The organism is Azospirillum brasilense (assembly GCF_008365405.1).
GTDB classification, from domain to species: Bacteria; Pseudomonadota; Alphaproteobacteria; order Azospirillales; family Azospirillaceae; genus Azospirillum; species Azospirillum brasilense_D.
In genome coordinates this window covers 685,815-709,825 of sequence record NZ_QOKV01000001.1, presented here as the reverse complement: position 1 = coordinate 709,825, position 24,011 = coordinate 685,815, and the positions used below count along the sequence as shown (strand labels likewise).

23 protein-coding genes are annotated in these 24,011 nt (G+C 69.7%); 13 read left to right on the top strand and 10 right to left on the bottom strand.

What is annotated here, in order from left to right; all coding sequences use genetic code 11:
* Nucleotides 1-336: 336 nt before the first annotated feature.
* Nucleotides 337-561 carry a DUF1150 family protein gene (locus DS837_RS03410; protein ID WP_149163416.1) on the top strand — a complete coding sequence of 75 codons (225 nt, stop codon included), beginning with the start codon at nt 337-339 and terminating at the stop codon, nt 559-561.
* Between the two features lie 158 nt (nt 562-719).
* Here the strand turns inward: DS837_RS03410 and DS837_RS03405 are convergent, their stop codons facing one another.
* The 5 genes from DS837_RS03405 to DS837_RS03385 all read right to left on the bottom strand — a co-directional run bounded on the left by DS837_RS03405 (nt 720) and on the right by DS837_RS03385 (nt 4,736).
* Nucleotides 720-1,046 carry a hypothetical protein gene (locus DS837_RS03405; RefSeq protein WP_149163415.1) on the bottom strand — a complete coding sequence of 109 codons (327 nt, stop codon included), beginning with the start codon at nt 1,044-1,046 and terminating at the stop codon, nt 720-722.
* A gap of 24 nt (nt 1,047-1,070) precedes the next feature.
* Complete coding sequence (locus DS837_RS03400) at nt 1,071-1,955, bottom strand: OmpA family protein (protein WP_170295716.1); 885 nt, start codon at nt 1,953-1,955, stop codon at nt 1,071-1,073.
* Between the two features lie 102 nt (nt 1,956-2,057).
* Nucleotides 2,058-3,638, bottom strand: coding sequence for a DUF4384 domain-containing protein (locus tag DS837_RS03395; RefSeq protein WP_149163413.1), 1,581 nt, complete (start codon nt 3,636-3,638; stop codon nt 2,058-2,060).
* 45 nt (nt 3,639-3,683) lie between these two features.
* On the bottom strand, nt 3,684-4,262 hold the full coding sequence (locus tag DS837_RS03390; RefSeq protein ID WP_247889744.1) for a DUF4399 domain-containing protein: 579 nt from the start codon (nt 4,260-4,262) through the stop codon (nt 3,684-3,686).
* A 24-nt stretch (nt 4,263-4,286) separates the two neighbouring features.
* The gene (locus tag DS837_RS03385) at nt 4,287-4,736 is read right to left on the bottom strand and encodes a DUF4399 domain-containing protein (protein WP_149163412.1); all 450 of its coding nucleotides are present in this window, start codon (nt 4,734-4,736) and stop codon (nt 4,287-4,289) included.
* 245 nt (nt 4,737-4,981) lie between these two features.
* On the opposite strand from DS837_RS03385, the gene DS837_RS03380 reads away from it, so the two are divergent.
* Nucleotides 4,982-6,448 carry a mechanosensitive ion channel family protein gene (locus DS837_RS03380; protein ID WP_247889743.1) on the top strand — a complete coding sequence of 489 codons (1,467 nt, stop codon included), beginning with the start codon at nt 4,982-4,984 and terminating at the stop codon, nt 6,446-6,448.
* A gap of 1 nt (nt 6,449) precedes the next feature.
* On the opposite strand, the gene DS837_RS03375 is transcribed toward DS837_RS03380, so the two are convergent.
* Nucleotides 6,450-7,619, bottom strand: coding sequence for a DUF2336 domain-containing protein (locus DS837_RS03375; RefSeq protein WP_149163411.1), 1,170 nt, complete (start codon nt 7,617-7,619; stop codon nt 6,450-6,452).
* A 31-nt stretch (nt 7,620-7,650) separates the two neighbouring features.
* Nucleotides 7,651-8,196: a MarR family winged helix-turn-helix transcriptional regulator gene (locus DS837_RS03370; protein WP_149163410.1), complete on the bottom strand. Its 546-nt coding sequence runs from the start codon at nt 8,194-8,196 to the stop codon at nt 7,651-7,653.
* A gap of 270 nt (nt 8,197-8,466) precedes the next feature.
* Here DS837_RS03370 and DS837_RS03365 point away from each other — a divergent pair, with 270 nt between their 5' ends.
* From DS837_RS03365 to pdeM, 7 genes are all read left to right on the top strand, one after another.
* The gene (locus DS837_RS03365; RefSeq protein ID WP_149163409.1) at nt 8,467-9,432 is read left to right on the top strand and encodes an alpha/beta fold hydrolase; all 966 of its coding nucleotides are present in this window, start codon (nt 8,467-8,469) and stop codon (nt 9,430-9,432) included.
* A 156-nt stretch (nt 9,433-9,588) separates the two neighbouring features.
* Nucleotides 9,589-9,918 (top strand): hypothetical protein, encoded by a 330-nt coding sequence (locus DS837_RS03360; RefSeq protein WP_247889742.1) that lies wholly within the window; start codon nt 9,589-9,591, stop codon nt 9,916-9,918.
* A 170-nt stretch (nt 9,919-10,088) separates the two neighbouring features.
* Nucleotides 10,089-10,415 (top strand): TMF family protein, encoded by a 327-nt coding sequence (locus DS837_RS03355; protein WP_149163407.1) that lies wholly within the window; start codon nt 10,089-10,091, stop codon nt 10,413-10,415.
* Between the two features lie 2 nt (nt 10,416-10,417).
* Nucleotides 10,418-11,257 carry a class I SAM-dependent methyltransferase gene (locus DS837_RS03350; protein ID WP_149163406.1) on the top strand — a complete coding sequence of 280 codons (840 nt, stop codon included), beginning with the start codon at nt 10,418-10,420 and terminating at the stop codon, nt 11,255-11,257.
* Nucleotides 11,258-11,447: 190 nt separating this feature from the next.
* Nucleotides 11,448-11,591 carry a hypothetical protein gene (locus DS837_RS31950; RefSeq protein WP_170295715.1) on the top strand — a complete coding sequence of 48 codons (144 nt, stop codon included), beginning with the start codon at nt 11,448-11,450 and terminating at the stop codon, nt 11,589-11,591.
* A 184-nt stretch (nt 11,592-11,775) separates the two neighbouring features.
* The gene (locus tag DS837_RS03345; RefSeq protein WP_149163405.1) at nt 11,776-14,244 is read left to right on the top strand and encodes a ligase-associated DNA damage response DEXH box helicase; all 2,469 of its coding nucleotides are present in this window, start codon (nt 11,776-11,778) and stop codon (nt 14,242-14,244) included.
* Nucleotides 14,244-14,933, top strand: a complete 690-nt coding sequence (pdeM, locus tag DS837_RS03340; RefSeq protein ID WP_149163404.1) for a ligase-associated DNA damage response endonuclease PdeM — start codon at nt 14,244-14,246, stop codon at nt 14,931-14,933. The genes DS837_RS03345 and pdeM overlap by 1 nt, the downstream gene beginning before the upstream one ends.
* A gap of 104 nt (nt 14,934-15,037) precedes the next feature.
* Here pdeM and DS837_RS03335 read toward each other — a convergent pair whose 3' ends face one another.
* Nucleotides 15,038-15,526, bottom strand: coding sequence for a fasciclin domain-containing protein (locus tag DS837_RS03335; protein ID WP_149163403.1), 489 nt, complete (start codon nt 15,524-15,526; stop codon nt 15,038-15,040).
* A 269-nt stretch (nt 15,527-15,795) separates the two neighbouring features.
* Between DS837_RS03335 and DS837_RS03330 the strand changes: the two genes are divergently transcribed.
* From DS837_RS03330 to DS837_RS03315, 4 genes are all read left to right on the top strand, one after another.
* Nucleotides 15,796-17,253, top strand: a complete 1,458-nt coding sequence (locus DS837_RS03330) for a cryptochrome/photolyase family protein (protein ID WP_149163402.1) — start codon at nt 15,796-15,798, stop codon at nt 17,251-17,253.
* 137 nt (nt 17,254-17,390) lie between these two features.
* Nucleotides 17,391-19,424 (top strand): PhoX family protein, encoded by a 2,034-nt coding sequence (locus DS837_RS03325; RefSeq protein WP_149163401.1) that lies wholly within the window; start codon nt 17,391-17,393, stop codon nt 19,422-19,424.
* Between the two features lie 117 nt (nt 19,425-19,541).
* Nucleotides 19,542-20,048 (top strand): Fur family transcriptional regulator, encoded by a 507-nt coding sequence (locus DS837_RS03320; RefSeq protein WP_149163400.1) that lies wholly within the window; start codon nt 19,542-19,544, stop codon nt 20,046-20,048.
* Complete coding sequence (locus DS837_RS03315) at nt 20,018-21,217, top strand: CobW family GTP-binding protein (protein WP_149163399.1); 1,200 nt, start codon at nt 20,018-20,020, stop codon at nt 21,215-21,217. The genes DS837_RS03320 and DS837_RS03315 overlap by 31 nt, the downstream gene beginning before the upstream one ends.
* Before the next feature lie 124 nt (nt 21,218-21,341).
* On the opposite strand, the gene DS837_RS03310 is transcribed toward DS837_RS03315, so the two are convergent.
* Complete coding sequence (locus DS837_RS03310) at nt 21,342-22,925, bottom strand: hypothetical protein (protein ID WP_149163398.1); 1,584 nt, start codon at nt 22,923-22,925, stop codon at nt 21,342-21,344.
* Nucleotides 22,926-22,935: 10 nt separating this feature from the next.
* A complete protein-coding gene (locus DS837_RS03305; RefSeq protein WP_149163397.1) occupies nt 22,936-23,952 on the bottom strand; it encodes a glycosyltransferase in 1,017 nt (338 codons plus the stop codon).
* Nucleotides 23,953-24,011: the final 59 nt, after the last annotated feature.

Sequence of the window (24,011 nt, the reverse complement as noted above, 5' to 3'; positions counted from 1 at the left end):
GATCGCGGAATCATTGGCGTTTCCCGGACGCCTGTCCAGGCGGCGAAGGGGGAATAGCGGGGCTGCGGACCCGGCCCAAAGAAGGGCGGACGCCGTGAACGGACGGGCATGGTCGGACCTCCGAAATGATGCGCGCCGGCCAAAATGCCGGCCCGTCGAGGCTAGACGGCAAAGGCGGCGGCGGCTGTGAGGCGCAGCACACAGTTGCGCAGGAGTTGGGCACCCTCCGACGTACCGGGTGTGGGGGGCGCCACAGCGCGACCCGGTCCAGCCCCGTAGAGTGCCGGGCAGGACCGGCGCTTCGTTGGTCCGCCCCAGCGCCCGAGGAGACCGGCCATGACCGCCCGCCGCACCGAAGACGACGTCGCCGATGGTTTCGATGACCGCTTCGCCCGTCATGGAATCCTGGAGGTCGCCTATCTGCGGTCGGTGGAGATCGATGGCCTGCCCGCCTACGCCGTGTACGCCGCGGACGGCACCTGCCTGTGGCTGGACACCGACCGCGCGTCGGCGGGGGCGACGCTTCAGGAGCATGGGATGGAGCTGGTCAGCGTGCATTGAGAGCGGAGGTGATGGGGGCGTTGCCCCCACCCTCCCCACTTCGTGGGTCCCCTCCCTCCCCCGCTTCGCGGGAGAGGGCTTTTTCGTGTCAGCAACAACAATTCCCTCCCCTGCGGCAGCGGGGGAGGGTCAGGGTGGGGGCAACGCTCATCCAATCATCAGCCCTTCGGGCTCAACAGGCACGACGTCCGGTTCCGCGTCACGATGGCGAGGCTGTTCTCCGGCTCGCCCGCCCGGCGGAAGCGCAGCGCGTTCAACTGGCTGGCGACGCTGAGCGACAGGACGTTCAGATCGCTCTCGTCGATGATCTTCTCGCCGTCCTGCCAGCACTGGATGCGCACGCGGCCCTTGGGGACCCCGACGTCGAGGCCGCCGGGCTGCACGCCCGCGTCGCTGCTCTTCTTGCGGACCACCGTCGCGTCGGCGGCGCCCCCGACCAGAGGGAGCGCCGCGATCGCCACCAGGAGAAGGAGTTTCCGGACCATGGCGCGCCCTCCCTTCCCTCTCGATCACTGGATGGGCCGGAACTCGACGCGCCGGTTGCGGCTGTCGGTCGGGTCGGGGGTCAGCGGCTGGCTCTTGCCGAGGCCGGCGATGGCGATGCGCTGCGGCTCGATGTGATGGACGCGCACCAGATACTCGCCCACCGACACGGCCCGGCGCTCGGAGAGGGCGAGGTTGTATTGCTCACTTCCCACGGCGTCGGTGTGCCCCTCGATGACGAGGCGGAGCTGCGGGTCCTGCGACATCAGCCCACCGACGGCGTCGACGTAGGAATAGAACTCCTTCGGGACGTCGGCGGAGTTGAAGGCGAAGTTGATGCGGAAGCCGAAGCCGTTGGTCGGACGGGTTTCCGCCGGGCTCTCCGGCGCGGAGAGGGTGGCCGGCTGCACACCGTTGGAACGGCGCGGCGCGGCCGGCGGCGGGGCGACGGGCGGGGCCGCGGCCTCCTGAACCGGCGCGCGCTTGGGCTTGGGCTGGGGCGCCGGCTCCGGCTGCGCCACCGGGGCGGTCGGCGAGTTGTAGGTCGGCGGGCTATAGCTCGGCTGCGGGGTCGCCTGCTGCTGGGCGGGCGCGCCATAGTTCACACTGTCGGTCGGGCGCGGGCGGTTGGCGCTGTTCATGCCGCCGCCGATGATCTCGATGCTGCGGGTGCGGATCTTCGGCTGCTCGCTGCCGTCCGTCGGCGCCGGGCCGGGCTTCACCGCCTCGCGCAGCTCGTCCACGGTCGGCGGGCGCTCGAACATCATGACCCGGTTGCCGCCGGAGCCCTCGACGGTCTGCGCCCGCGCGGGAACCGCCATGCAGGCCAGGGCGATCATCGGCAGGGCCAGAGCGGGAAGCGCCACGCCGTTCAGCCGTCGGGCGCTGGTCTTGGAGGTCGGTCGCGGCATCGCTGGTCTCCCATGATTCGGCGCCATGATCTGGCGTGGTGTTCGGCTGCTCCCTTCTTTACCCCCGTTCCCACCCCCGCGCTGTGAGCCGACCCACAATTCCTATCTTTGAGCCGACACGGCGGGCAGAACCTGCACGGCCATCTGCCGGCTGCGCACGTTGGTCCCCTGGATGCTGCCGTAGGCGCCCACCACATCCTCCAGCGTCGCGCCGGGGATGGGCTGAAGGTCCTCGGTTTTGTAGCGGTCGGCGATGCGGGTCCCGAGTTCGTCGGGCGAGACGACGCAGGCGATGGTCTCGGAGGCGCCGGGACGGTCCATGCGCAGGTTGAAGGGCTTCTGCGCCCCCGGCGGGACCTCGACCTGCTGGTTGGCCTGGACGAAGCTGTCGGGCTGGAAGCGGTTGGGGAAGATGCGGGCCACCGATCCGGCGGCGTCCTGGTAGTAGCAATAGACGAAGCCGTTGGCCGTCGGCTGCACCTTGACCACCAGGGCCTCCCCGGCGCGGTAGCGCGGCTGCGGCCCGCGGTCGGAGCTGAGGACCAGATCGGGCGGCGCTCCGGCCGGCGCCGGGGTGGCGCGGGGCAGCCCCTCCCCGCCCGCGTTCGACACCGATTGCAGGCGCGGCGCCCCCGGCCCCCTTTGGCCGCTGGGCTGGGCGAGCATGCGCTGATAGAGGTCGAAGTCGATGCGCCCCGTGGCGATCAGGTCGTTGTCCGCCTGATAGCGGGAAATCGCGTCGCGGGTGCGCTCGTCGAGCTGGCCGCTGTCCGATCCGTCGTAATAGCCCTCGGCCAGCAGGACGCGCTGGACGTAGGCGACGCGCTGCGAGGGCGCCATGCCGTCGAACCAGTCGCGCGCCTGCCCGGCGAAGGCCGGGTTGGTCTGGTCGATGCCCAGGCATTGCCAGTAGGGGGTGCGGGTCATCTTGCCCAGCACCTCGATCGTGCTGAGTTCGATCAGCGTGCGCACCGCCTGATGCAGCCCCTCGGACTTGTTGAGCGAGACGTTGAAGGACAGGCCGGCCTTGCCGATCACCGCCCCGGCGTCCGCCCCCTTGCCCGACGAGATGATGGCGAGCGAATTGCTGGCCGACAGGCCGGGGATAATCTGGCGCGTCGCCAGTTCCCCGATGTTCAGGTCCACGGAGATCACCGACATCACCTGATCGGCGGAGATGCCGAGGTCGAAGGTCGGCAGGGAGATGCCGGCGCTGGCCGCCTCGCTCACCACATTGTCGTCGAGCTGGGTGATGGCGCCGCGCACGTAGTAGGACGGCGCGCGGAAGTTCGGCTGCACCCCGATCATCCAGTAGAGCGCGTTCACGTCGTCCAGCGTCGGTTCGAAATCGACGAAGCGGAAGGCGTTCGACCGCTCGGACATGCGCGACACGGCGGTGATCAGCATCTCCTTGGTGCCGCCGGCCACCCGGCCCGTGGCGTCGGGAATGCCGTTGGAGGTGATGAAGATGTCGCGCTTGCCATGGTTCCACATCAGCGTGTCCATGCAGCGCAGCGCCTCGCTGAAGTTGGACACGGTGCGCACGGGCGGGGTCTTCGGCTTCTGGACCACGGTCGCCTGTTCGCCCGAGGTGACGCAGGCCCCCAGCAGCAGGAGCGCCGCGGCAGCCGCCACTCTCTCGAAACCGGTGCGCCGAACCAATCCCACGGCCTCAAATCCCATGGCCTCACTCCCTGGACGTTCAGCGGACTGGATCAGCGGGCCAGATCAACGGACCGACACGCGCGTGCTGTCGCCGCCCGGACGCACGGTGATGGTGATCTTCTTGGACAGGACCGGCGGGTCGTGCGGTATGTGCTCCGCGTCGCCCATCAGAAGCTGGAGCGTGTGCCGCCCCGGCGGCAACTCCAGGTAGGTTTCCGTCTGGCCCTTGCCGAAATGGATGTGGTTGCGGTTGTTGGGGATCGGCTCGTCCATCGGCGGCAGGTCGGCGTCCACCAGCAGATGATGGTGTCCGGTGTTGTCCTTTCGCACGCCCGCCGGGGCGACGCCGAAGTTGCGCAGCCCGAACCACACCTTGAAGCGGCCCCTCACCACCTCGCCGTCGTTGGGCCAGCCGACGTAGATATAGGCGTCCTTCGGCGACGCCGTCCGCCCGGACTTCGCCGCATCGGAGGTGGAGGGCGTGCTCTCATGCTCGTGCCCAGGGCTGGCCGGCTGCGGCGTGTTGGTGGTGTCGGACAGCGGCTTGTCGAGCGGGTCGGCTTCCGGCGACGACTGCGCGGCGACCGGCCCGGCGGCGAGCAGGACGGCCAGAAGGACCGGGACGGCGGCGGTGCGCATCATGACTTCCTCCCTGTCATGCTCTCGTTAAGGGACGATGATGGTGATCTTCTGCGACATGATCGGCGGGTCGTGCGGCACATGGTCCGCGTCGCCCAGGATCATCTGGAGCGTGTGTCGGCCCGGCGGCAGCTCCAGCCGCACCTCCGTCTGGCCACCGCCGAAATGCAGCGACTGCTTGGTGTTGGGGATCGGCTCGTCGTAGGTGGAGAGATCGGTGTCCACCAGCAGATGGTGGTGCCCGGTGTCCTCCTTGCGGATGCCCGCCGGGGCGATGCCCATGTTCTGCAAGCCCATGCGGACCCACAGCTTTCCGCCGGAGATGGTGGTGCCGTTGGACGGCCACATGATGTAGGCGCGGGCACCCTCCGGAGCCTTCTCACGCCCATTTGTGCTTTGGGAATTGGCGTTTTGGGCCGACGCCGCGCCCGGCAACAGGAACAGCGCGGCCGCCACGATCATGGCGGCATGAGGCATGGACACCTCGCTCTTCTGGCTCGTCTCTTTGGGAGTTTCAATCTTATGCTTGGTGAGCGGACAATGTTCGCGGTTTTTCGGCCCTTATCCTTTCTCTCCCCACCCTCCGAATATTAAGGAGCGAAGACGATCCCCAACCACCCCACTTTGCGCGAAGACGGGGGCCGCTTCGCCTATTCCTATTTTGGGCTTGACGGTTTCGCCCGCGGTGCGAAGGTCACGGGGCAGGAGGTTGCCGGTTCCGCATGCCCGATTCATCCCGCCTCGCCCCGCTTCCCGTCGGCCCCACCGGCGCGCCGCCGCGCCTCGGCTTCCGCCACCTGCTGGCACCTGCGCTGCTGACACTCGGGGCGGCGGGAGCGGCGGGGCACCGGCCCTGGCTGTCCGGCCACATCACCCCAATCGCCGGCGTCATGGTGGCGGACGCGCTGGCCTCGCTGTTCGCCGTGGTGGCGTGGCTGGGGGCGGCGTGGCTGGGGTCGCGGGTCATCGACCTCGTGGTGGCGAGCCACCCCCGCGCCACGCCGATGCCCCGCCTGCTGACCGATCTGCTGCGCGCTCTGCTCTACGGGCTGGCGGTGCTGGGCATCCTGGCCTTCGTGCTCGGGCAGCCGGTGACCGGGCTGGTCGCCACCTCCGGCGTGGTGATCGCGGTGCTGGGCTTCGCGCTGCGCAACATGATCGCCGACATCTTCTCCGGCATCGCGCTCAACGTCGAGCATCCCTACCGCATCGGTGACTGGGTGGAGCTGACCCCCGGCGTCACCGGGCGGGTGGACGAGATCAACTGGCGGGCCACCCGGCTGGTCACGCTGGACGGCACGGCGCTGGTGGTGCCGAACGGGCTGGCCGCGGGCAACCGCATCACCAACTACAGCCAGCCCGGCAGCGGCTTCCGCGCCGGCGTGCCGGTGACCCTCGACGCCGAGGTGCCGGTGGCCCGCGCCAAGCGGATCATCCTGTCGGCCATCGTCTGCTGCGACGCCGTCCCCACCGAGCCGCGGCCCGACGTGGTGGTGGACTCGATCACGCTCAACGGCGTCACCTATCAGGCGCGCTTCTGGGTGGCGGACTATTCCCGGCTGGCCGCGACCCGCGACGCCGTGGCGACCACCATCCTGGAGCATCTGGCCCGCGCCGGGCTGGAGCCGGCCACCCCCAAGCAGGAAATGCGCCGCCGCAGCAACCGCCCGCCGCCCTGTTCGGCGCTGGGGCTGGGGCGGGACCTGCTGTCCCATGTGGACCTGTTCGCCGCCTTCCGCCCTGAGGAGATCGACGAACTGGCCTCCGGCATGCACCTGCGCCACGTCGCCGCCGGGGAAGCGGTGGTCCGCCAGGACGAGACGGGGACGTCCCTCTTTCTGGTGGCCGAAGGCGCGCTGGACGTGCGCGGGGCCTTCGGGGGGCGGACGCTTCTGCTCGACCACATGGGGCCGGGCGACGTGTTCGGGGAGATGTCGCTGCTGACCGGCCAGCCGCGCAGCGCGTCGGTGATCGCCAACACCGACGCCGTGGTCTACGAGCTGGACAAGGGGGCGCTCGACCCCGTCTTGCGCCGCCGTCCGGAGCTGGCCGCCCGGCTGGCCGACCTGATGGGCCTGCGCCAGCGCCGCAACGACGCCCACCGCCGCGCCAGCGCCCCCGCCGCCGTGCCCCAGACGACGACCGAGCATGACCTATTGGCCCGGCTGAAGACGTTCTTCAGCTTGTGACTCAGTTGCTCAGTGGAGAGAAGGGCATCCCCGCCTGCTCCAGCGCTTTTTCGATCACCTCCGCCGAGGTCTGGTCGAACAGTTGCAGCAGCAAGTCGTCGATCTCCCGGTCCTGGCTGTTGCCGCAGGCGTCGAACAGGGTGGCGATGGCCTCCGTCTGGAAGCGCTCGCGTCCCTCGTCGCCGCCGCGGTAGTCCAGCGCCTTCGCCACCGCGATGGCGACGCGGAAGGGCTTCAGCAGGGTGAAGGACAGGCCCGCCTTGGCAAACAGCCCCTTCAGCGCGTGCGGCCCGCCGTCCCAGGCGAGCTGACGGGCGTTCTCCGGCGGCAGGTTGGCGCGCACCGCCATGCCGGCGTCGAACAGCGCGATCTCCCCGGCGCACAGCGCGCGGAAGAGCAGCGGCGCCGACAGCCTCCCACGGATCAGCAGGTGGCGGGCGAGAAGCTCCACGTCCGCCTCCCGCGGGGTCAGCGGCTTCAGCAGGAGCAGGGTCACCGCCTCCCGCGCCCGCTCCACCAGGATGCCGATCAGGCGGGGGTTGAGCCGGTGGGTGCGGATCAGCCGGTTGCGGATCTCCTCCGACACGAAGAGGATCAGCTTTTCGACCACCGCCGCCGACAGATCGGGGCGCGCCGCCATCGCCTCGTTCACCGTGGCGACGCCGCCCCAGCGGTCGAGCACGCTGTGCAGGGACGGTTCCGGGATGACCGCTCCACGGTTGCGCAGAAGCTCGGTGATGACGATGACGTTGCCGTTGCGCACCAGCGCGTCGGACACCGCGGGCGAGACGGAGCGGCGCCCGGCGATGGCCAGCTCCTTCGCCGGGCGCCGTTCGCGCAGGATGTCCAGGAGCAAGCCTTCGCTCAGCTTCTCCGCGTGGCGGAGGATGGGGAAGGCCACCCGGTCGACGTCGCGGGCCAGCTTCTCCGCCAGCCCCTCCGTCAGCAGGGAGGAGTTGTGGATCTGCCACGCCACCGCCTCGCGCACGGCGGTCACCGCGTCGGCGGCGAAGCGTTGCAGGATGTCCATGGCCAGCGCCCGTTCCGCCTCGGCGAGGTCCCCCGCCTCCAGGTCGCGCACCAGATGGGTCATGGTGTCGATGCGCGCCTGGGCGTCGGGTGCGGCCAGCAGGCGCTCGACATCCTTCTGGCTCAGGGACCGCTTTGACATGCGCTGGGTCTTCCGGAACGGACGCTCGGGATCAATACTCCGGCGTATCGTAGCGGATCAGGTCGCTCCACGCCCGTTCCAAACGGCGCAACGTGCGGTATGTCGTCTCCAGATCGGCGGCTTCCTCGTCGCTGCGGATCAGCGCCTCGCCCCGCACGGCCTCCAGCCCGCGCAGCGCCTCGCACAGCTTCAGGCCGCGTTCGGACAGCCGCAGCCGCGCCGTACGCCGGTCGCGCTGCGAGGCGGAGCGGTCGACATAGCCGGCCTCCACCAGATGCTTCAGGTTGTAGGAGGCGTTGGAGCCGAGATAGTAGCCGCGCTCCAGCAGGTCGCGCACCGACAGCTCCTCGCCGCCGATGTTGATCAGCATCAGGGCCTGACCGGGGCTGAGGTCGTCGATCCCGATCCGCGCCAGCTCCATCCGCAGCACGTCCAGGAAGCGCCGGGTCATGCTCTCGATGATGCGGCCGAGGTCGGTGTAGACGGCGGGCAGCGACGCGCCCGCCGGGGCGGCGCTGTCCGGCGTGGCTCTCTCCGGCACGGCTGGGGTCGGCTGCTGCTTGGCGGCGGCGCTCATCGCGATACTCCCGCTTTGGAAAAAACCATCATGGTATGACGTCGATCCAATTCCGAACGGTGGACGGTTACCCCGTCCTTCTGTCGCAAGAATGATAAGATTTTAGTTTAATTTGTGGAAACAATGTTGAGACATGGCGGTCCTGCGCGTCGGAACGGCCCCGTCCACCTCCTGTTGCACCCCTGACCCTGCAGCCCGGAGGAGCTCGACCATGCCGCATTCCACACGTCATCCCGACACGCCGCAAGCGCGCCATCGGAGGGTCCGCTGATGCGCGGCGGCTTGGCTCTCGCGGCCGGTTTGCTGGCCGGCCTGTGGCTGGACACCCGCCGCCGCACCAACCGGGCGGAGCAGGAGCACCCGCCGACCGGCCATTTCATGAGCGTCGGCGGCGCCCGCCTGCATTACCTCGACCACGGGCCGAAAGACGGCGCAGCGCCGCCCGTGGTGTTCCTGCACGGCAACGGCACCACCGCCGACGACTGGGCGCTGAGCGTTTTGGACGAGGCGGCCCGGCACCGGCGTTGCGTCTGCTTCGACCGGCCCGGCCATGGCTACAGCGAGGCGACGCCGCGGCGCGACGCCGGCCCCGCCGCCCAGGCCGCGCTGCTGCGCGCCGCCACCCGCAAGCTGGGGCTGGAGCGCCCCATCATTGTCGGCCATTCGCTGGCTGGGGCGGTGGCGCTCGCCTGGGCGCTGGATTTCCCGGAGGAGGTCGGCGGTCTGGTCATCCTGTCAGCCTTTACCCACCCGACCCCGCGGCTCGACTTCCTCCCCATGATGGGGCCGGCCATTCCGGCGGCCGGGCCACTGCTCAGCCACACCGTCCTGCCGCCGCTGGACCGGCTGATCCTGCCGACGCTGATGCGCCGCATCTTCGAGCCGAACCCCGTGCCGCCCCGCTACAACGAGCTGTCTCCCGACCTTCTGCTGCGCCCGACGCAGTTGGAGGCGGCCGCCGCTCAACTCGCTGCGCTGATCCCCGGCGTGGCCGCGATGGCGCCGCGCTATTCCGAGATCCGCTGCCCGATGTCGGTCGTCGCGGGACGGGAGGACCGCATCGTCGATCCCCACGCCCACGCGGTGCCGCTGCACAACGCGGTCCGCGGATCGACGCTGCACCTTTTGGCCGAAACCGGGCACATGCCGCAGCACGCCCGCCCGGACGCGGTAATGTCCGCCATCGAGCGGGTGGAGCGGGCCATGACCAGCACGTCGGCTCATGCGGAGGCATGAGTCGACTCTCCTGATTCGGCGACCGGGGATTGCGACTCGAAAAAAGCGACTCGTGGCGACTCGGGTGAGGGATGGTTAACAGTTTGGTTACGATCCGAGCGCTAACCTTTGGCCATATCGCACACTTTCAGCGCCTCAAGGATTACGCCGATGTCCATGGCCGCCGACGTTGACACCATCGAACGCACGTCCATCGTCGCCTACACCCTCCTCAACGAGCTGCACGACGTGCTGGCTCTGCCCAAGGCGCCCGATGACGTGACGCTCGGCATTCTGATGGGGCTGTCCATGTTCATGGACGACAAGGTCGGTCCGATGCGCGCCAAGCGCCTGATGTCGGAGGCGCCGACCATCGTCCTGAAGACCGACGCCCACGTCACGTCGGACCAGATGCAGCGGATCATGCCGGTCCTGCGCGCCTTCGGCGACCACCTGAAGGACATGCGCGCCAAGGCCACCCGCCCGGTCGACGACACCGTCGCCTGACCGCAGAGCGCAATCACCGTTTCACGAAAGGCCCGGCCGGCAACGGCTGGGCCTTTTGCCGTTCCGGTGCCCGGCTTGACCCGCCCGGCAATTCGTCGGATGCTGAAACCATTGGTTCACCGGAGGGTCGCCGCCGGTGGTCCGGACGCAACGCAGGGGCGGCTTCGGCCATGGAACTGCCAACGGGGGATTGGATCTGGGCTTTGGCCGTCGCCGCCCTTCTGACGGGCGCGACGATCAGCGTCATCGTGCTCGCCGCCGTCGGCTCGATCCGCCGCAGCGTCAACGAGGGCGGCGCCCGCCAATCGCAACAAATCCGCAAGCTTGCGGAGACCGTCGCCACCCTGAACGCCCAACAGCAGGCCGCCGAGGGGCGCGTCCAATCCCTGACCGAGGCGAACCGCAAGCTGGCGGAGGAGGTCGCGGCGCTGAACGAGCGGCTGCGCGACGCGGACTCCGCCCCCCGCATCACCGGCACCGCAAGGCTCCTTCACTGACCATGCCCGACTTGTCCTCCTGCCCCATCGACGGCGACGCCGAGCGCGCCCGCTGGACCGCCAGCGCCGACGCCTGGGACCGCTGGGCCGACCCGATGGCCGATCTGGCCGACAAGCTGAACCAGCCCCTGCTGGACGCCGCCGGGGTGACGGCGGGCGACCGGGTGCTGGACCTCGCCTCCGGGGCCGGCGAACCGGCGCTGAGCGCCGCGTTGCGAACAGGTCCGGACGGGCTGGTGGTGGGCAGCGACCTCGTGCCCGGCATGATGGCCGGCGCCCGGCGCCGCGCCGCAGGGATCGCCGACGGGCTGCGCCCGGCCTTCGCCGCCGCCGACATGACCGCCCTGCCCTTCGCCGCGGCGAGCTTCGACCGGGCGACCTGCCGCTTCGGCATCATGTTCGTCCCCGACGTGGCGGCGGCCCTGGCCGAACTGCGGCGCGTGCTGCGTCCCGGCGGGCAAGCGGCCTTCATGGTCTGGGGGCCGCGCGCCGGCAACGCCCTGTTCGACACGGTGGGCGAGGCCGTCGCCGCCCAACTGGGCGAGGACCGCAGCCTGGACCCGCTGTTTCGCTTCGCCGCACCCGGCCTTCTGGCGGAGGCCATGCGCACCGCCGGCTTCGCCACGGTGACCGAGACCGACATCACCCCGGTCCGCAAGGCCCCCCAGGGCCAACCCTTCTGGCGCGCCACGCTGGAGATGAGCTTCGGCCACCGCCTGCACGATCTCACCGCCGGGCAGCGCGCCGCCCTCGACGCCGAGGTGACCCGCCGCTTCGACGCGCAGGCGCAAGGCGGCACGATCCCCCTGCCCATCCACGTCCGCATCATCACCGGCGCCTGATTTCCCTCCCCTGCGAAGCTCTCGCGCAAACCGAGGGTTTGCGCTGACGCGGCAGGCGGACCTTCGGTCCGCCGAGAGCGGGGGAGGGTCAGTGTGGGGGCAAGCCCTCGCACCCCGACCACGCGCCCAAGTGCCGCAGCCATCCCACTGAGCCACATCCCCGGTTGACCGCGCCCACGCATTCCTTTGGATGTTGCGTGCCGACGGGCACTACCCGTCCGGCATCCGAAAGGAGGTGATGCGCTTGAAAAAGTACCTGAAGTGGTTCCGCCGCTTCTGGTTCCGGATGAAGATCGAGTTGGAAGCTGGCTTCAACCAGGACCGCGATAGCTAAGGAACCAATGGGCGGGGCCGGGTAACCGGTCTCGCCTCCAGGGAACCGAAGGCGCATCACCTCCTTGCCTCGTAAAATACCACAGCCCCGAAAGCCGTCAACGGGACGCAAAAGGGCTCCCGTTCTTGCTCCGTTCGATTCGCGACACTATTCTTTCCGGTCTCAGCGAACCATCCGGTCCTTCATGCCCGATCTCCCCTCCCCCCTCCTCCCCGCCAACGTCCAGGGCTGGTTCCGGTCGCGGGGCTGGGCGCCGCACCCGCACCAGCTCGCCATGGTCGAGGCGGCGGTCGCCGGAGACAGCGCCCTGCTGATCGCGCCGACCGGCGGCGGCAAGACGCTGGCCGGCTTCCTGCCCTCGCTGATCGATCTGGCGGAGCGCCCGCGGGAGGGGCTGCACACGCTCTACATCTCGCCGCTGAAGGCGCTCGCGGTGGACATCCAGCGCAATCTGGAGGAGCCCGTCGCCGAGATGCGGCTGCCCATCCGCACCGAGACCCGCACCGGCGACACGCCGGAATCCAAGCGGCGGCGGCAGCGGGCCAACCCGCCGCACATCCTGATGACCACGCCGGAAAGTCTGGCGCTGATGATCGCCTACGCCGACGCGGCGACGATCTTCCGGCACCTGCGCTGCGTCATCATCGACGAACTGCACGCCTTGGCCGGGACCAAGCGCGGCGACCTGCTGGCCCTGGGGCTGGCGCGGCTGGCGAAGCTGGCGCCGCAGGCCCGGCGGGTCGGGCTGTCGGCTACGGTGGCGGAGCCGGCGCAGCTGCTCGCCTGGCTGTCCAAGACCGGGCACGCGGATGGCGGCGACGTGCGGCTGGTCACCGGCCGGGCCGGCGCGTCCGCCGAGGTGGACATCCTGACGACGCGCGAACGGCTGCCCTGGTCCGGCCGCATGGCCATGCACGCGCTGAAGGAGGTGTACCAGCGCATCCGCGCCCACCGCACCACGCTGGTCTTCGTCAACACCCGCGCCCAGGCGGAGCTGGTCTTCCAGGAACTCTGGCGCCTCAACGACGACACCCTGCCCATCGCGCTCCATCACGGCTCGCTGGCGGCGGAGCAGCGGCGCAAGGTCGAGGCGGCCATGGCGGCGGGCAAGCTGCGGGCGGTGGTGGCGACCTCGTCGCTCGACCTCGGCATCGACTGGGCGGCGGTCGATCTGGTGGTGCAGATCGGCGCACCGAAGGGGGCGAGCCGGCTGGTCCAGCGCATCGGCCGCGCCAACCACCGGCTGGACGAGCCGAGCCGCGCCCTGCTCGTCCCCGCCAACCGGTTCGAGGTGCTGGAATGCCGCGCCGCGCTCGACGCCGTGGCGGCGATGAGTCTGGACGGCGAGCGGCCCCGCCCCGGCGGGCTGGACGTGCTGGCCCAGCACATGCTCGGCATGGCCTGCGCCGAGCCCTACCGGCCCGACGACCTGTACGACGAGGTGGTCTGCGCCGCCCCCTACGCCGGGCTGTCGCGGGACGAGTTCGACGACGTGCTGGATTTCGTGGCGACCGGCGGCTACGCGCTCGGCAATTACGAGCGCTTCCACCGCCTGAAACTGCGCGAGGACGGGCGCATGGCGGTGGCCGGGCCGGCGGTGGCGCGGCAGTACCGCATGAACGTCGGGACCATCACGCAGGAGGCCATGCTGCGCGTGCGCCTGAGCCGCGGCCCGGTGCTGGGGGAGGTGGAGGAGCATTTCATCCAGGGCCTCACTCCCGGCGACACCTTCGTCTTCGCCGGCCAACTGCTGAAGTTCCTCGGCATCCGCGAGATGGAGGCGCAGGTCGCCAAGGGCGGCACCGGGGAGCCGAAGGTCCCGGCCTACGCCGGCGGGCGGCTGCCGCTGACCACGGCGCTGGCCGACCGGGTGCGCGCCATGCTGGCCGACCCGGTGCAATGGCCCGGCCTGCCGGAGGACGTTCAGGAATGGCTGCGGCTCCAGCGCTGGCGCTCCGTCCTGCCGGCGCGCGACGGGCTGCTGGTGGAAAGCTTTCCCAAGGCGGGCAAGCGCTTCCTCGTCGTCTACGCCTTCGAGGGGCGGAACGCGCACCAGACGCTGGGGATGCTGCTGACCCGGAGGATGGAGCGGATGGGCTGCGGCCCGCTCGGCTTCGTCGCCACCGACTATGTGCTGGCGGTGTGGTCGCTGCGCACCCCCAAGGACATGGACGGGCTGTTCCACCAGGACATGCTGGGCGACGATCTGGAAGCCTGGATGGACGAGTCCTCGATGCTGCGGCGGACCTTCCGCAACGTGGCGCTGATCACCGGGGTCATCGACCGCCGCCATCCTGGGCAGGAGAAGTCGGGGCGGCAGGTCACCTTCTCCTCCGACCTGATCTACGACGTGCTGCGCAAACACGACCCCGGCCATGTGCTGCTGCGCGCCACCCGCGCCGACGCGGCGGGCGGCCTGACCGACGTGCGGCGCCTGTCGGACTTCCTGGCGCGGGTGAAGGGCCGCATCACCCACAAGGACCTCGACCGCGTCTCCCCCCTCGCCGTGCCGGTCATTCTGGAGATCGGGCGGGAACGGGTGGACGGCTCCGCCACCGACGAGCTTCTGGAGCAAGCCGCAGCCGATCTGGTGGCCGAGGCGATGCCGGAGCTTGATGCGCCCCGTGATGAGCAGGGCCGGCTGACGTTGTGATGACCATGGACACGACGATGACCTTGCGGGGCGCCGCGCTGGTCCCCGCTCCCTCCGGCGCGCTGGTCTGGCCGGCGGAGCGGACGCTGGTGGTCGCCGATCTGCATCTGGAGAAGGGCTCCGCCTTCGCGGCGCGCGGACGGATGCTGCCGCCCTACGACACGCGGGCGACGCTCGGCCGGCTGGCGGAACTGGTGGAGCGGCTGGCGCCGGAGCGGGTGATCTGCCTCGGCGACAGCTTCCACGACCGCCGCGCGGCGAGCCGCATGGAGGAGGGGGACGTGGCGCGGCTACGCGACCTGACCGGGCGGGTGGCGGACTGGCTGTGGGTCACCGGCAACCACGATCCGGAACCGCCGGAGGGGTTCGGCGGGCGCATCCTGGACGAGCTGGCGCTCGGCCCGCTGACCTTCCGGCACGAGGCGGTGCCTGGCGCCATGGGCGAAGTGTCGGGGCATCTGCACCCGGTGGCCGCCGTCGTCGTGCCGGGCCGGCGGGTGCGGGAGCGCTGCTTCGCCTTCGACGGGGGAAAGCTGATCCTGCCGGCCTTCGGCGCCTTCGCGGGCGGGCTGAACGTGCTGGACCCGGCGGTGTCCGGCCTGCTGGCGGCGCGCTTCGAGGTGCATCTGCTGGCCCGCGGCAAGGTCCACCGCTTCCCGCGCAGCCGCCTCTCCCCGGATAAGGCGTGAAAAGAAAAAGCCCGGAGAGTCGGGGGAACTCTCCGGGCGAGTGGTCCTGCCGGAACCGGCGGTGAGACGTCCGGCAGGAGGGACCTCGATGAAAAAGCAGAACGTCAGTTCGGCATCATGACCGTGTCGATCACGTGGATGACGCCGTTTGACGCCATGATGTCGGGCTTCACGACCTTCGCGTTGTCCACCATCACGCCGCCCTTCGTCGCGTCAATGTCCACGGCGGTGCCCTGCACGGTTTTCGGCGATGCCGTCTTGCCGGCGATATCGGCCGAGGTCACCTTGCCGGACACCACATGATAGGTGAGTACGGAGCGGAGCTTCTCGCGGTTCTCCGGTTTCAGAAGATTTTCGACGGTGCCGGCGGGAAGCTTGGCGAAGGCTTCGTCGGTCGGGGCGAAGACGGTGAAGGGGCCGCTGCCCTTCAGCGTGTCCGCAAGGCCGGCGGCCTGGACGGCCTGGACCAGCGTCTTGAACTGGCCCGCCGCGACGGCGGTGTCCACGACGTCCGCCGCCTTCGCGGCGACGGTGGCGAAGGACAGCGGCAGGGCGACGGTGGCGGCGGTCAGCAGCCGCGACAGGCGGGACATGTCATTTCCTCCATTTGGATGGCGTCACGTTCCTCCCCCGACCGTGGAACCGGTGCCGTCGGCCGCCGTGCCTCCGGCTCCACGTCGTGGCAGCGAAGGCGGAAATAGCGGCGCAAAAACCTCGGTCAATAGGATTTCTCCAGGAAAAATTTTTGCCGTCGCGGTGATCCGGAGCAATCGATGCCGCGTAGCAAGAGCCATTCACCGTGGTCATTGGCTGCGGCGTTTTGGCATGCCCGTTCTTCTTTCCATGTCCTTAAAGTTGGCCGATGAAGACCGATCAATCCCCCATCCTCGTCTGGTTCCGCAACGATCTTCGCCTTGCCGACAACCCGGCGCTCAGCGCCGCGGCGGAGGATGGGGCGCCGGTCATCCCGGTCTACATCCGGGAGAAGGACGCCCACGATCCCTGGCTTCCCGGCGGCGCCTCCCGCTGGTGGCTGCACGGCAGCCTGGAGCAGCTGGGCAAGGCGCTGGCCAAGCTCGGCTCACCCCTGGTGCTGCGCAGCGGCGACCCCGCCGCGGTGCTGGCCGCGCTGGCCGAGGAGACCGGCGCCGACACGGTGCTGTGCAACCGCCGCGCCGGCCCCACCGCCATCGCCCGCGACCGCCGGGTGGTCGAGCGGCTGAGCGGGCGCGGGGTGACGGTGCATCCCCACAACGCCGCCCTGCTCTACGAGCCGGGGACCATCCGCACCAAGTCGGACACGCCCTTCCGGGTGTTCACGCCTTTCTGGAAGGCGCTGCTGTCGATGCCGGAGCCGCCGCGCCCCACCCGCGCGCCGGCCAGGCTGACGCCACCGGCCAAGCCGGTGTCCAGCGAGTCGCTGAAGGACTGGGGCCTGCTGCCCACCACGCCCGACTGGGCCGGTGGCCTGCGCGAGCGCTGGGAGCCCGGCGAGGCGGCGGCGCGGGAGCGGCTGGCCGATTTCCTCGATGGCCCCGTCGCCGCCTACCCGGCGGAGCGCGACCGCCCGGACCATGACGGGACCTCCGTCCTGTCGCCGCACCTCGCCTTCGGGGAGATCGGGCCGCGGCAGGTCTGGCACGCCGCGCGCCACGCCGCCGACCAGCGGCACGAACTGGCCGCCGGCGCCGAGTCCTTCCTGCGGGAACTCGGCTGGCGGGAGTTCAACCACCATCTGCTGCGCGAGGAGCCGGGCATTCCGGACACGCCGCTGGACGCGCGCTTCGCCCGCTTTCCCTGGCGGACAGACAAGGCGGGCTTGCGCGCGTGGCAGAGCGGGCACACCGGATACCCCATCGTGGACGCCGGAATGCGGCAGCTCTGGCAGACCGGCTGGATGCACAACCGCGTGCGGATGATCGTCGGCTCCTTCCTCATCAAGGATCTGCTGATCCCCTGGCAGGAGGGCGAGGCGTGGTTCTGGGACACGCTGGTCGACGCCGACATCGCCAACAACGCCGGCAACTGGCAATGGGTGGCTGGCTGCGGCGCCGACGCGGCCCCCTTCTTCCGCGTCTTCAACCCGATCCTCCAGGGCGAGAAGTTCGACCCGGAGGGCGCCTACGTCCGGCGCTATGTGCCGGAGTTGGAAACGCTGCCCAACCGCTGGATTCACAAGCCGTGGGAGGCCCCGGACGAGGCGCTGCGGCAGGCGGGGGTGACGCTCGGCAAGGACTACCCGCGGCCGGTCGTCGACCACGGCACCGCCCGCGACCGCGCGCTGGCCGCCTTCCAGGAGATCAAGAAAGCCGGCGATTGATCGTTGCGGGATCGTAAAATCCGACCGTGCGTTTTCATTCCGCCTTCATGGGAGTGCAAAGAAACCGTCACAGGCCGCCGGTAAGGTGCGCCCGCCCCACCCCAAAATAAATTTGCGGAAAGAGACGAGGCACACCGATGGACACGCATGACCTGCCCCAGAAGGGCACCAAGTACCTGACCTTCGAGGGCCGCGAGGACATCGGCTCCAACCCGTCCGAAAACCCGACCATGGGCGACGTCATCAACGCCCGCCTCGGCCGCCGCGACCTGATGCGCGGCATGCTGACCGGCGCCGCGGTCAGCGCCCTGATCGGCCCGGCCGCCCTGCTCTCCGCGCCGCGTGAGGCCGAGGCCGCCGTGACCGGCGCCCCGCGCCCGGCCAAGGCCAGCTTCTCCTTCCAGGAGGTGGCGCACGGTGTCGACGCCGACCATCACGTCGCCGCCGGCTACAACGCCGACATCCTGATCCGCTGGGGCGATCCGGTGGTCCCCGGCGCGCCGGCCTTCGACCCGATGAACCAGACCGCCGAGGCGCAGTCGAAGCAGTTCGGCTACAACAACGACTTCGTCGGCTACGCCCCGCTGCCGCTCGGCTCGCAGTCGCCGGACCGCGCCCTGCTCTGCGTGAACCACGAATACACCGACGAGGAGGTCATGTTCCCCGGCGTCGGCGTGGAGCAGCAGAAGGACAAGTTCGCCCGCATGACCAAGGCGCTGGTGGACATCGAGATGGCCGCCCACGGCGGCACCGTCGTCGAGATCCGCAAGGTCAAGGGCAAGTGGGTGACGGTGGCGGATTCCCGCTACAACCGCCGCATCACCGGCGAGACGGCCTGCGCCATCACCGGCCCGGCCGCCGGCCACGCCCTGATGAAGACCAGCGACGACCCGGCCGGCACGATGGTCCGCGGCATGCTGAACAACTGTTCCGGCGGCATGACGCCCTGGGGCACCTGGCTGTCGGCGGAAGAGAACTTCAACGGCTACTTCTGGGGCAAGGTTGAGGACACCAACCCGAACGCCAAGGTGCTGAAGCGCTACGGCTTCCCCGGCGAATGGTACAACTGGGGCGTCCATCACGACCGCTTCGACATCGCCAAGGAGCCGAACGAGTCCAACCGCTTCGGCTGGATCGTCGAAATCGACCCCTACGACCCGACCTCGACCCCGAAGAAGCGCACGGCGCTCGGCCGCTTCAAGCATGAGGCCTGCCAGATCGCGCTCGGCAAGGACGGCACCGTGGTCGCCTACACCGGCGACGACGAGCGCTTCGACTATGTCTACAAGTTCGTCGCGGCGAAGAAGTTCGACCCGAAGAACCGTGCCGCCAACATGGACATCCTGGAGACCGGGACGCTCTACGTGGCGAAGTTCAAGGCCGACGCCTCGGTCGAATGGCTGCCGCTGGTCCACGGCCAGGGCCCGCTGACCGCCGAGAAGGGCTTCCCCGACCAAGCCACCGTCCTGATCAACGCCCGCCTCGCCGCCGACGCGCTGGGCGCCACCAAGATGGACCGCCCGGAGGACATCGAGGTCAACGCGGTGACCGGCAAGGTCTACGTCATCCTCACCAACAACTCCCGCCGCAAGCCGGAGCAGGTGGACGCGACCAACCCGCGCGCCGAGAACAACTGGGGCCACATCGTCGAGATCCTGCCGGAAAACGGCAACCACGCCTCGACCAAGGCGGAGTGGACGATCCTGGTCCGCGGCGGCAACCCGGCGGACGCGAAGGTCGGCGCGCAGTTCCACGCCGACACCTCGGCCAACGGCTGGTTCTCCTGCCCCGACAACGCGGCGGTGGACCACCGCGGCCGCCTGTGGATCACCACCGACCAGGGCGAGAACTGGAAGAAGGCGTCCGGCACCGCCGACGGCGTCTGGGCCGTGGAGACCGAGGGCGACCTGCGCGGGCTGTCCAAGATGTTCTACCGCGTGCCGGTGGGTGCCGAGATGTGCGGCCCCTGCTTCACCACCGACGACAAGACCCTGTTCGTCGCCGTGCAGCACCCGGCCACCGACGGCGTCGACCAGTGGGAAGGCTTCAAGGGCAAGCTCTCCTCCTTCGAGGACCCGGCGACCCGCTGGCCCGACTTCAAGCCCAACATGCCGCCGCGCCCGTCGGTGGTCGCCATCACCAAGAAGGACGGCGGCGTGATCGGTCTCTGACCCCACGGGCGTCCGTCCCACAACCCAGCGACACGCCTGAAAGGGCGGCCCCCGCGTCCGGGGCCGCCCTTCTTCTTTGTCTGGTGTCGGCGTCCGGCGATGTAATAAGATAACGCCATGACCGCCGATCCCCACCCCACCGCCGGCCCGGCCTCCGGCCACGGGCACGACCACGCGCATTGCATCGCCGACGCGCTGATGCGCGCCGACGCCCTGTGCGCGGAGCGCGGCGCCCGGCTGACCGCGCTCCGCCGGCAGGTGCTGGAGCTGGTGTGGAACAGCCACAAGCCGCGCGGCGCCTACGCCATCCTGGAGGACCTCAGCCAGCGCGAGGGCAAGGCCACCGCCCCGCTGACCGTCTACCGGGCGCTGGAGTTCCTGGTGGAGCACGGGCTGGTCCACCGCATCGAATCGCTGAACGCCTACATCGGCTGCGCGGCGCCGGGGGTCGTCCATTCCGGGCAGTTCCTGGTGTGCGAGACCTGCGGCAACGCCGTGGAGATCGACGACCCGCGCATCCGCGCCGCCATCGGCACCATCGCCGCCGAGCATGGTTTCCAGGTCAGCCGCCCCACCGTCGAGGTGCGCGGCACATGCACCGACTGCCAGGAGAAGACCCCGTGACCGCCGCAACCACCCCCGCCGCCCCGCCGGCGCCCCGCCTGCCCGTCTCGGTGCTGACCGGCTTCCTCGGCAGCGGCAAGACCACGCTGCTGCAACGGCTCCTGCACCATCCCGGCATGGCCCGCACCGCCGTGGTCATCAACGAGTTCGGCGAGGTCGGGCTGGACCATCTGCTGGTCGCCAAGGCGTCGGAGAACATGGTGCTGATGGACAGCGGCTGCCTGTGCTGCACCATCCGCGGCGACCTCGTCGACACGCTGCGCGACCTGTTCCTGAAGCGGGTGCGCGGCGACATCCCGGAGTTCGATCGGGTGGTGGTGGAGACCACCGGCCTCGCCGATCCGGCCCCGATCATCCACACGCTGATGAGCGACCCGCTGCTGGCCGCCCGCTTCCGCCTGGACGGCGTCATCAGCACGGTGGACGCGGTGCATGGCGCCAGCCAGCTCGACCGCCAGCCGGAGAGCGTGAAGCAGGCCGCCGTCGCCGACCGCATCGTTCTGACCAAGACCGACCTCGCCACGCCGCACACGACGCTCGCCTTGTGCCAGCGCCTTTCGGCGATCAACCCGGCCGCCCCGCAGATCCCCGCGGCCTTCGGCGAGGTCGATCCGGCTCTGCTGTTCGACGCCGGCCTCTACAACCCGGAAACCAAGAGCCCCGACGTGGCGCGCTGGCTGCGGGAAGAGGCGTACCGCGACGAGCAGGCCAAGCATCATCATGACCACGACCACGGGCATGACCACCATCACCATGATCACGGGCATGACCATGGGCATGATCACGAGCATGGCGACGCCTGCGGTCCCGACTGCGGGCACGACCATCACCACCACGACGCCAACCGGCACGACGACCACATCCGCGCCTTCTGCATGGTGGTGGACGAGCCGATTCCGTGGAACAACTTCGTCGACTTCATGGAGGCCCTGATCGCCACCGGTGGGGAGAACCTTCTGCGCATCAAGGGGTTGCTGAACGTGAAGGAAAGCCCGCTGCCGGTCGTCGTCCACGGCGTGCAGCACATGTTCCATCCGCCGGTCCAACTTCAGGAATGGCCCGGCGAGGATCACCGCTCCAAGATCGTCTTCATCACCCGCGACATCGGCGAGGCGGTCATCCAGCCGATGTTCGACCAGTTCGTCCGGGGAGCGGAAGGGGCGGCCTGAGGGGGCGTCCTTGCCCCCACCCCGGCCCTCCCCCGCTTTGCGGGAGAGGGTGCCTTCTGCGAAGCGGCGGCAGTCCCCTCCCCTGCGCAGCGGGGGAGGGTTAGGGAGGGGGCAACCGCCCGCCTCACCTCACCTTGTAGAGCTGGAAGTACCGCCCTTCCTGCACCAGCGTCAGATGCTCCGGCACCGGGTTGGCGCGGCCGGGCTCGCTGAACAGCACGTAGACGTAGCCGAAGCGCCGTGGCCAGTCGACCCAATAATGGTTGTCGCGCAGACCCGGCTGGCGCACCGCGTCGGCGACATAGCCGATGCGCGGCATGTAGGTGAAATCACCATCCAGGTCCGCATAGTCCGGCTTCAGCAACAGCACCTGCTTGCCCGGATGGGTGAAGGCGATGGGCACGAGGCTGGAGCGCTCCATCAGCGCCAGCACCGGCGCGTGGTGCAGGCCGAAGGACAGGGCGCGGTCGTCGGTGAACTGGGTGGCGCGGAAGATCGATTTGTGCAGCGTCTCGTCGGCGTAGGTGGCGAGCACGGTGCTGCCCGGCTCGATCCGCTGCAGGGACTGGCGCACCTCCTCCAGCAGCGGGTCGACCTTGGCCAGCCCCACCCCGGCGTCGGCGCTGCGCAGCAGCGACAGCGCGACCACCACCGCGAGGAAGCCCGCCCGCATGGCCGAGGTTGCCAGTTCCCACCGCACGAAGCCCAGCGCGACGAAGGCGATGCCGATGGGCAGGCGGCTGTCGGCGAACCAAGACCCAAAGAGGACCAGCGGCATCGCCGCATAGACCACCAGCCCCAGCGCGATGGTGATGGCACCGACCGGATGCAGCCGCATCGCCCCGCTCCACAGCCCCCAGGCGATGCCCAGCCCGACGGCGATCCCCGTCACATAGCCGACCGTGTCGGCGTAGCCGCCGAACAGGAAGTCGAAACCCATCAGCTTCGCCGTGCCGACCCACAGCACCGCGTCGGCGAAGCCGGACGACGGGCTCATCAGCAGCAGCGGCGGCACGATCAGGAAGGGCAGTCCGAAGGCCAGCGCGTCCGGCAGCGCCCGCAGCGGCTCACGCCAGCCGCCGCTCCGCCACAGCCGCCAGCCCTCGAAGGCCAGCAGCGTCAGGCCGTAGAGCCCGAACGCGAACAGGTGCGAGATGAACAGCAGCAGCACGACGCCGAGCGAGGCCAGCCCGCGCTGCCAGGGTGCGCGCTCCCGCATCGCGATCCAGCCGGCGATGCCCCACAGCGCCAACCCCAGCCCGAACAGGTAGTTGAACAGGCCCATGTAGGTGGACAGCGTGTAGAGGAACAGCCCGGCGGCCAGCGGCCCCAGCTCGACCCGGCCCCAGACCGCGCGGTAGAGCGCGATGGAGCCGGTCACCAGCACCAGATAGCTGGCGGTGACGAACAGCCGGCTCGCCGTGTGCACCCCGATCAGCTTGGCCAGCGGCGGCACGACGATGTCCATCACCAGATTGGGGATGATCGCCCAGCGCACCATGTAGAATTGCGCCAGCGCCGGGTCCTGGTCGAGATGGGCCAGGGCGTACATGCGGGTGACGTGGTTGACATAGTCGCCCAGCGCCGGAATCTCGAACATCCAGACGGGGATCGAAGCCGCCACCAGGATCAGCAGGGCGGCGGGCCAGACATACACGGACTCGGCGCGCGACGCCGCCCGTCCGTCGAGGGTGAAATCCCTGAACATGCGGCCCCCCTCAGACGCTTTTCGGCAGGGACTGGGGCGGAGGGGCGGGAGCAGCCGCCGTGGGAGACGCCTGCAAGTCCTCCGGATAGCGGTTGAGCAGGCCGGCCCGGTAATGGGTCCAGAAGCCGCGCAGCCCCTTCACGTCGGCCCGCCGGTGCAGCAGATAGTAGAGCGTGTATTTGACCATCATACGGGCGATGGACTTGCGCTCGTAGGTGGCGTGGATGTAGCCCATGTTGCGGAAGAAATAGGGGGCGCGGTTTTCCGGCATCTCCTCCACCGTGCCCAGGAAGCCGCCGGCCAGCGGGCGCTGGGTGCGACGGTTGCGCGGATGGACGTGCAGGGCGTGCACCGCCGTCCCGTCGCGCAGCCCGGCCCGGCGGGCGCGCAGCGTGAACTCCCACTCGTCGCCCCAGATGAACATCTCGCGCTTGATGTTGCCGATCCGCTCGAACACGCGCCGGCGCAGCAGGGTCCCGTTGAACAGCGCGATGGTTCCCGGCACGATGCCGTCCTGCGCCGCGGCGGCAAAGGCGTCGGCCTTGGTGAAGCCCTGCATGGTGAAGGCCAGATCGCCCCGATCCTCCGCCGCGACCACGGTCGGCCCGACGAGGTCGAGGTCGTGCCGTTCGCCCTGGCGCAGCAGTTCGGCCAGCGCGCCGGGCGCCGGGATGCCGTCGTCGTCGGTGCTCCAGATCCAGCGTGCGCCCAGTTCCAGCGCCGTTGCGAAGGCGGTGTGGTAGGCGCCGGCGGAGCCGATGTTGGCCTGCCGGACCACCAGAAGCTCCGGCATCACCGCCCGCTGTTCGACCAGCCACTCGGCGGTGCCGTCGCTGGAGCCGTTGTCCACCACGACGATGCGGTCGGGCCGCGGCTCCTGCCCATGGATGGCCGCCAGACAGGTCTTCAGCAGGGCCAGACGGTTGTGGGTGACCACCACCGCGACGACCGGAGTCTCCCAGGGCGTTTCCCGAGGCCGTTCCTGGGCTCCGGTGTCCAGCGTCCGGGGCGTCTGGGCTTCTGACATGCGGTTTCCGTCCTTCGTCTAAGCTTGGGGCGTCTGAGCTTCGGGCATCTGTGCCTCGA

Coding starts and splice junctions, on each gene's coding strand:
- DS837_RS03385 (WP_149163412.1), bottom strand. CDS start 4,736: ATGCCTCATGCCGCCATGATCGTGGCGGCCGCGCTGTTCCTGTTGCCG.
- DS837_RS03345 (WP_149163405.1), top strand. CDS start 11,776: ATGCCCGATCTCCCCTCCCCCCTCCTCCCCGCCAACGTCCAGGGCTGG.
- DS837_RS03400 (WP_170295716.1), bottom strand. CDS start 1,955: ATGCCGCGACCGACCTCCAAGACCAGCGCCCGACGGCTGAACGGCGTG.
- DS837_RS03350 (WP_149163406.1), top strand. CDS start 10,418: ATGCCCGACTTGTCCTCCTGCCCCATCGACGGCGACGCCGAGCGCGCC.
- DS837_RS03395 (WP_149163413.1), bottom strand. CDS start 3,638: ATGGGATTTGAGGCCGTGGGATTGGTTCGGCGCACCGGTTTCGAGAGA.
- DS837_RS03380 (WP_247889743.1), top strand. CDS start 4,982: ATGCCCGATTCATCCCGCCTCGCCCCGCTTCCCGTCGGCCCCACCGGC.
- DS837_RS03310 (WP_149163398.1), bottom strand. CDS start 22,925: ATGTTCAGGGATTTCACCCTCGACGGACGGGCGGCGTCGCGCGCCGAG.
- pdeM (WP_149163404.1), top strand. CDS start 14,244: ATGACCATGGACACGACGATGACCTTGCGGGGCGCCGCGCTGGTCCCC.
- DS837_RS03325 (WP_149163401.1), top strand. CDS start 17,391: ATGGACACGCATGACCTGCCCCAGAAGGGCACCAAGTACCTGACCTTC.
- DS837_RS03405 (WP_149163415.1), bottom strand. CDS start 1,046: ATGGTCCGGAAACTCCTTCTCCTGGTGGCGATCGCGGCGCTCCCTCTG.
- DS837_RS03360 (WP_247889742.1), top strand. CDS start 9,589: ATGGCCGCCGACGTTGACACCATCGAACGCACGTCCATCGTCGCCTAC.
- DS837_RS03375 (WP_149163411.1), bottom strand. CDS start 7,619: ATGTCAAAGCGGTCCCTGAGCCAGAAGGATGTCGAGCGCCTGCTGGCC.
- DS837_RS03320 (WP_149163400.1), top strand. CDS start 19,542: ATGACCGCCGATCCCCACCCCACCGCCGGCCCGGCCTCCGGCCACGGG.
- DS837_RS03305 (WP_149163397.1), bottom strand. CDS start 23,952: ATGTCAGAAGCCCAGACGCCCCGGACGCTGGACACCGGAGCCCAGGAA.
- DS837_RS03370 (WP_149163410.1), bottom strand. CDS start 8,196: ATGAGCGCCGCCGCCAAGCAGCAGCCGACCCCAGCCGTGCCGGAGAGA.
- DS837_RS03315 (WP_149163399.1), top strand. CDS start 20,018: ATGCACCGACTGCCAGGAGAAGACCCCGTGACCGCCGCAACCACCCCC.
- DS837_RS03365 (WP_149163409.1), top strand. CDS start 8,467: ATGCGCGGCGGCTTGGCTCTCGCGGCCGGTTTGCTGGCCGGCCTGTGG.
- DS837_RS03410 (WP_149163416.1), top strand. CDS start 337: ATGACCGCCCGCCGCACCGAAGACGACGTCGCCGATGGTTTCGATGAC.
- DS837_RS03335 (WP_149163403.1), bottom strand. CDS start 15,526: ATGTCCCGCCTGTCGCGGCTGCTGACCGCCGCCACCGTCGCCCTGCCG.
- DS837_RS03390 (WP_247889744.1), bottom strand. CDS start 4,262: ATGATGCGCACCGCCGCCGTCCCGGTCCTTCTGGCCGTCCTGCTCGCC.
- DS837_RS03330 (WP_149163402.1), top strand. CDS start 15,796: ATGAAGACCGATCAATCCCCCATCCTCGTCTGGTTCCGCAACGATCTT.
- DS837_RS03355 (WP_149163407.1), top strand. CDS start 10,089: ATGGAACTGCCAACGGGGGATTGGATCTGGGCTTTGGCCGTCGCCGCC.
- DS837_RS31950 (WP_170295715.1), top strand. CDS start 11,448: ATGTTGCGTGCCGACGGGCACTACCCGTCCGGCATCCGAAAGGAGGTG.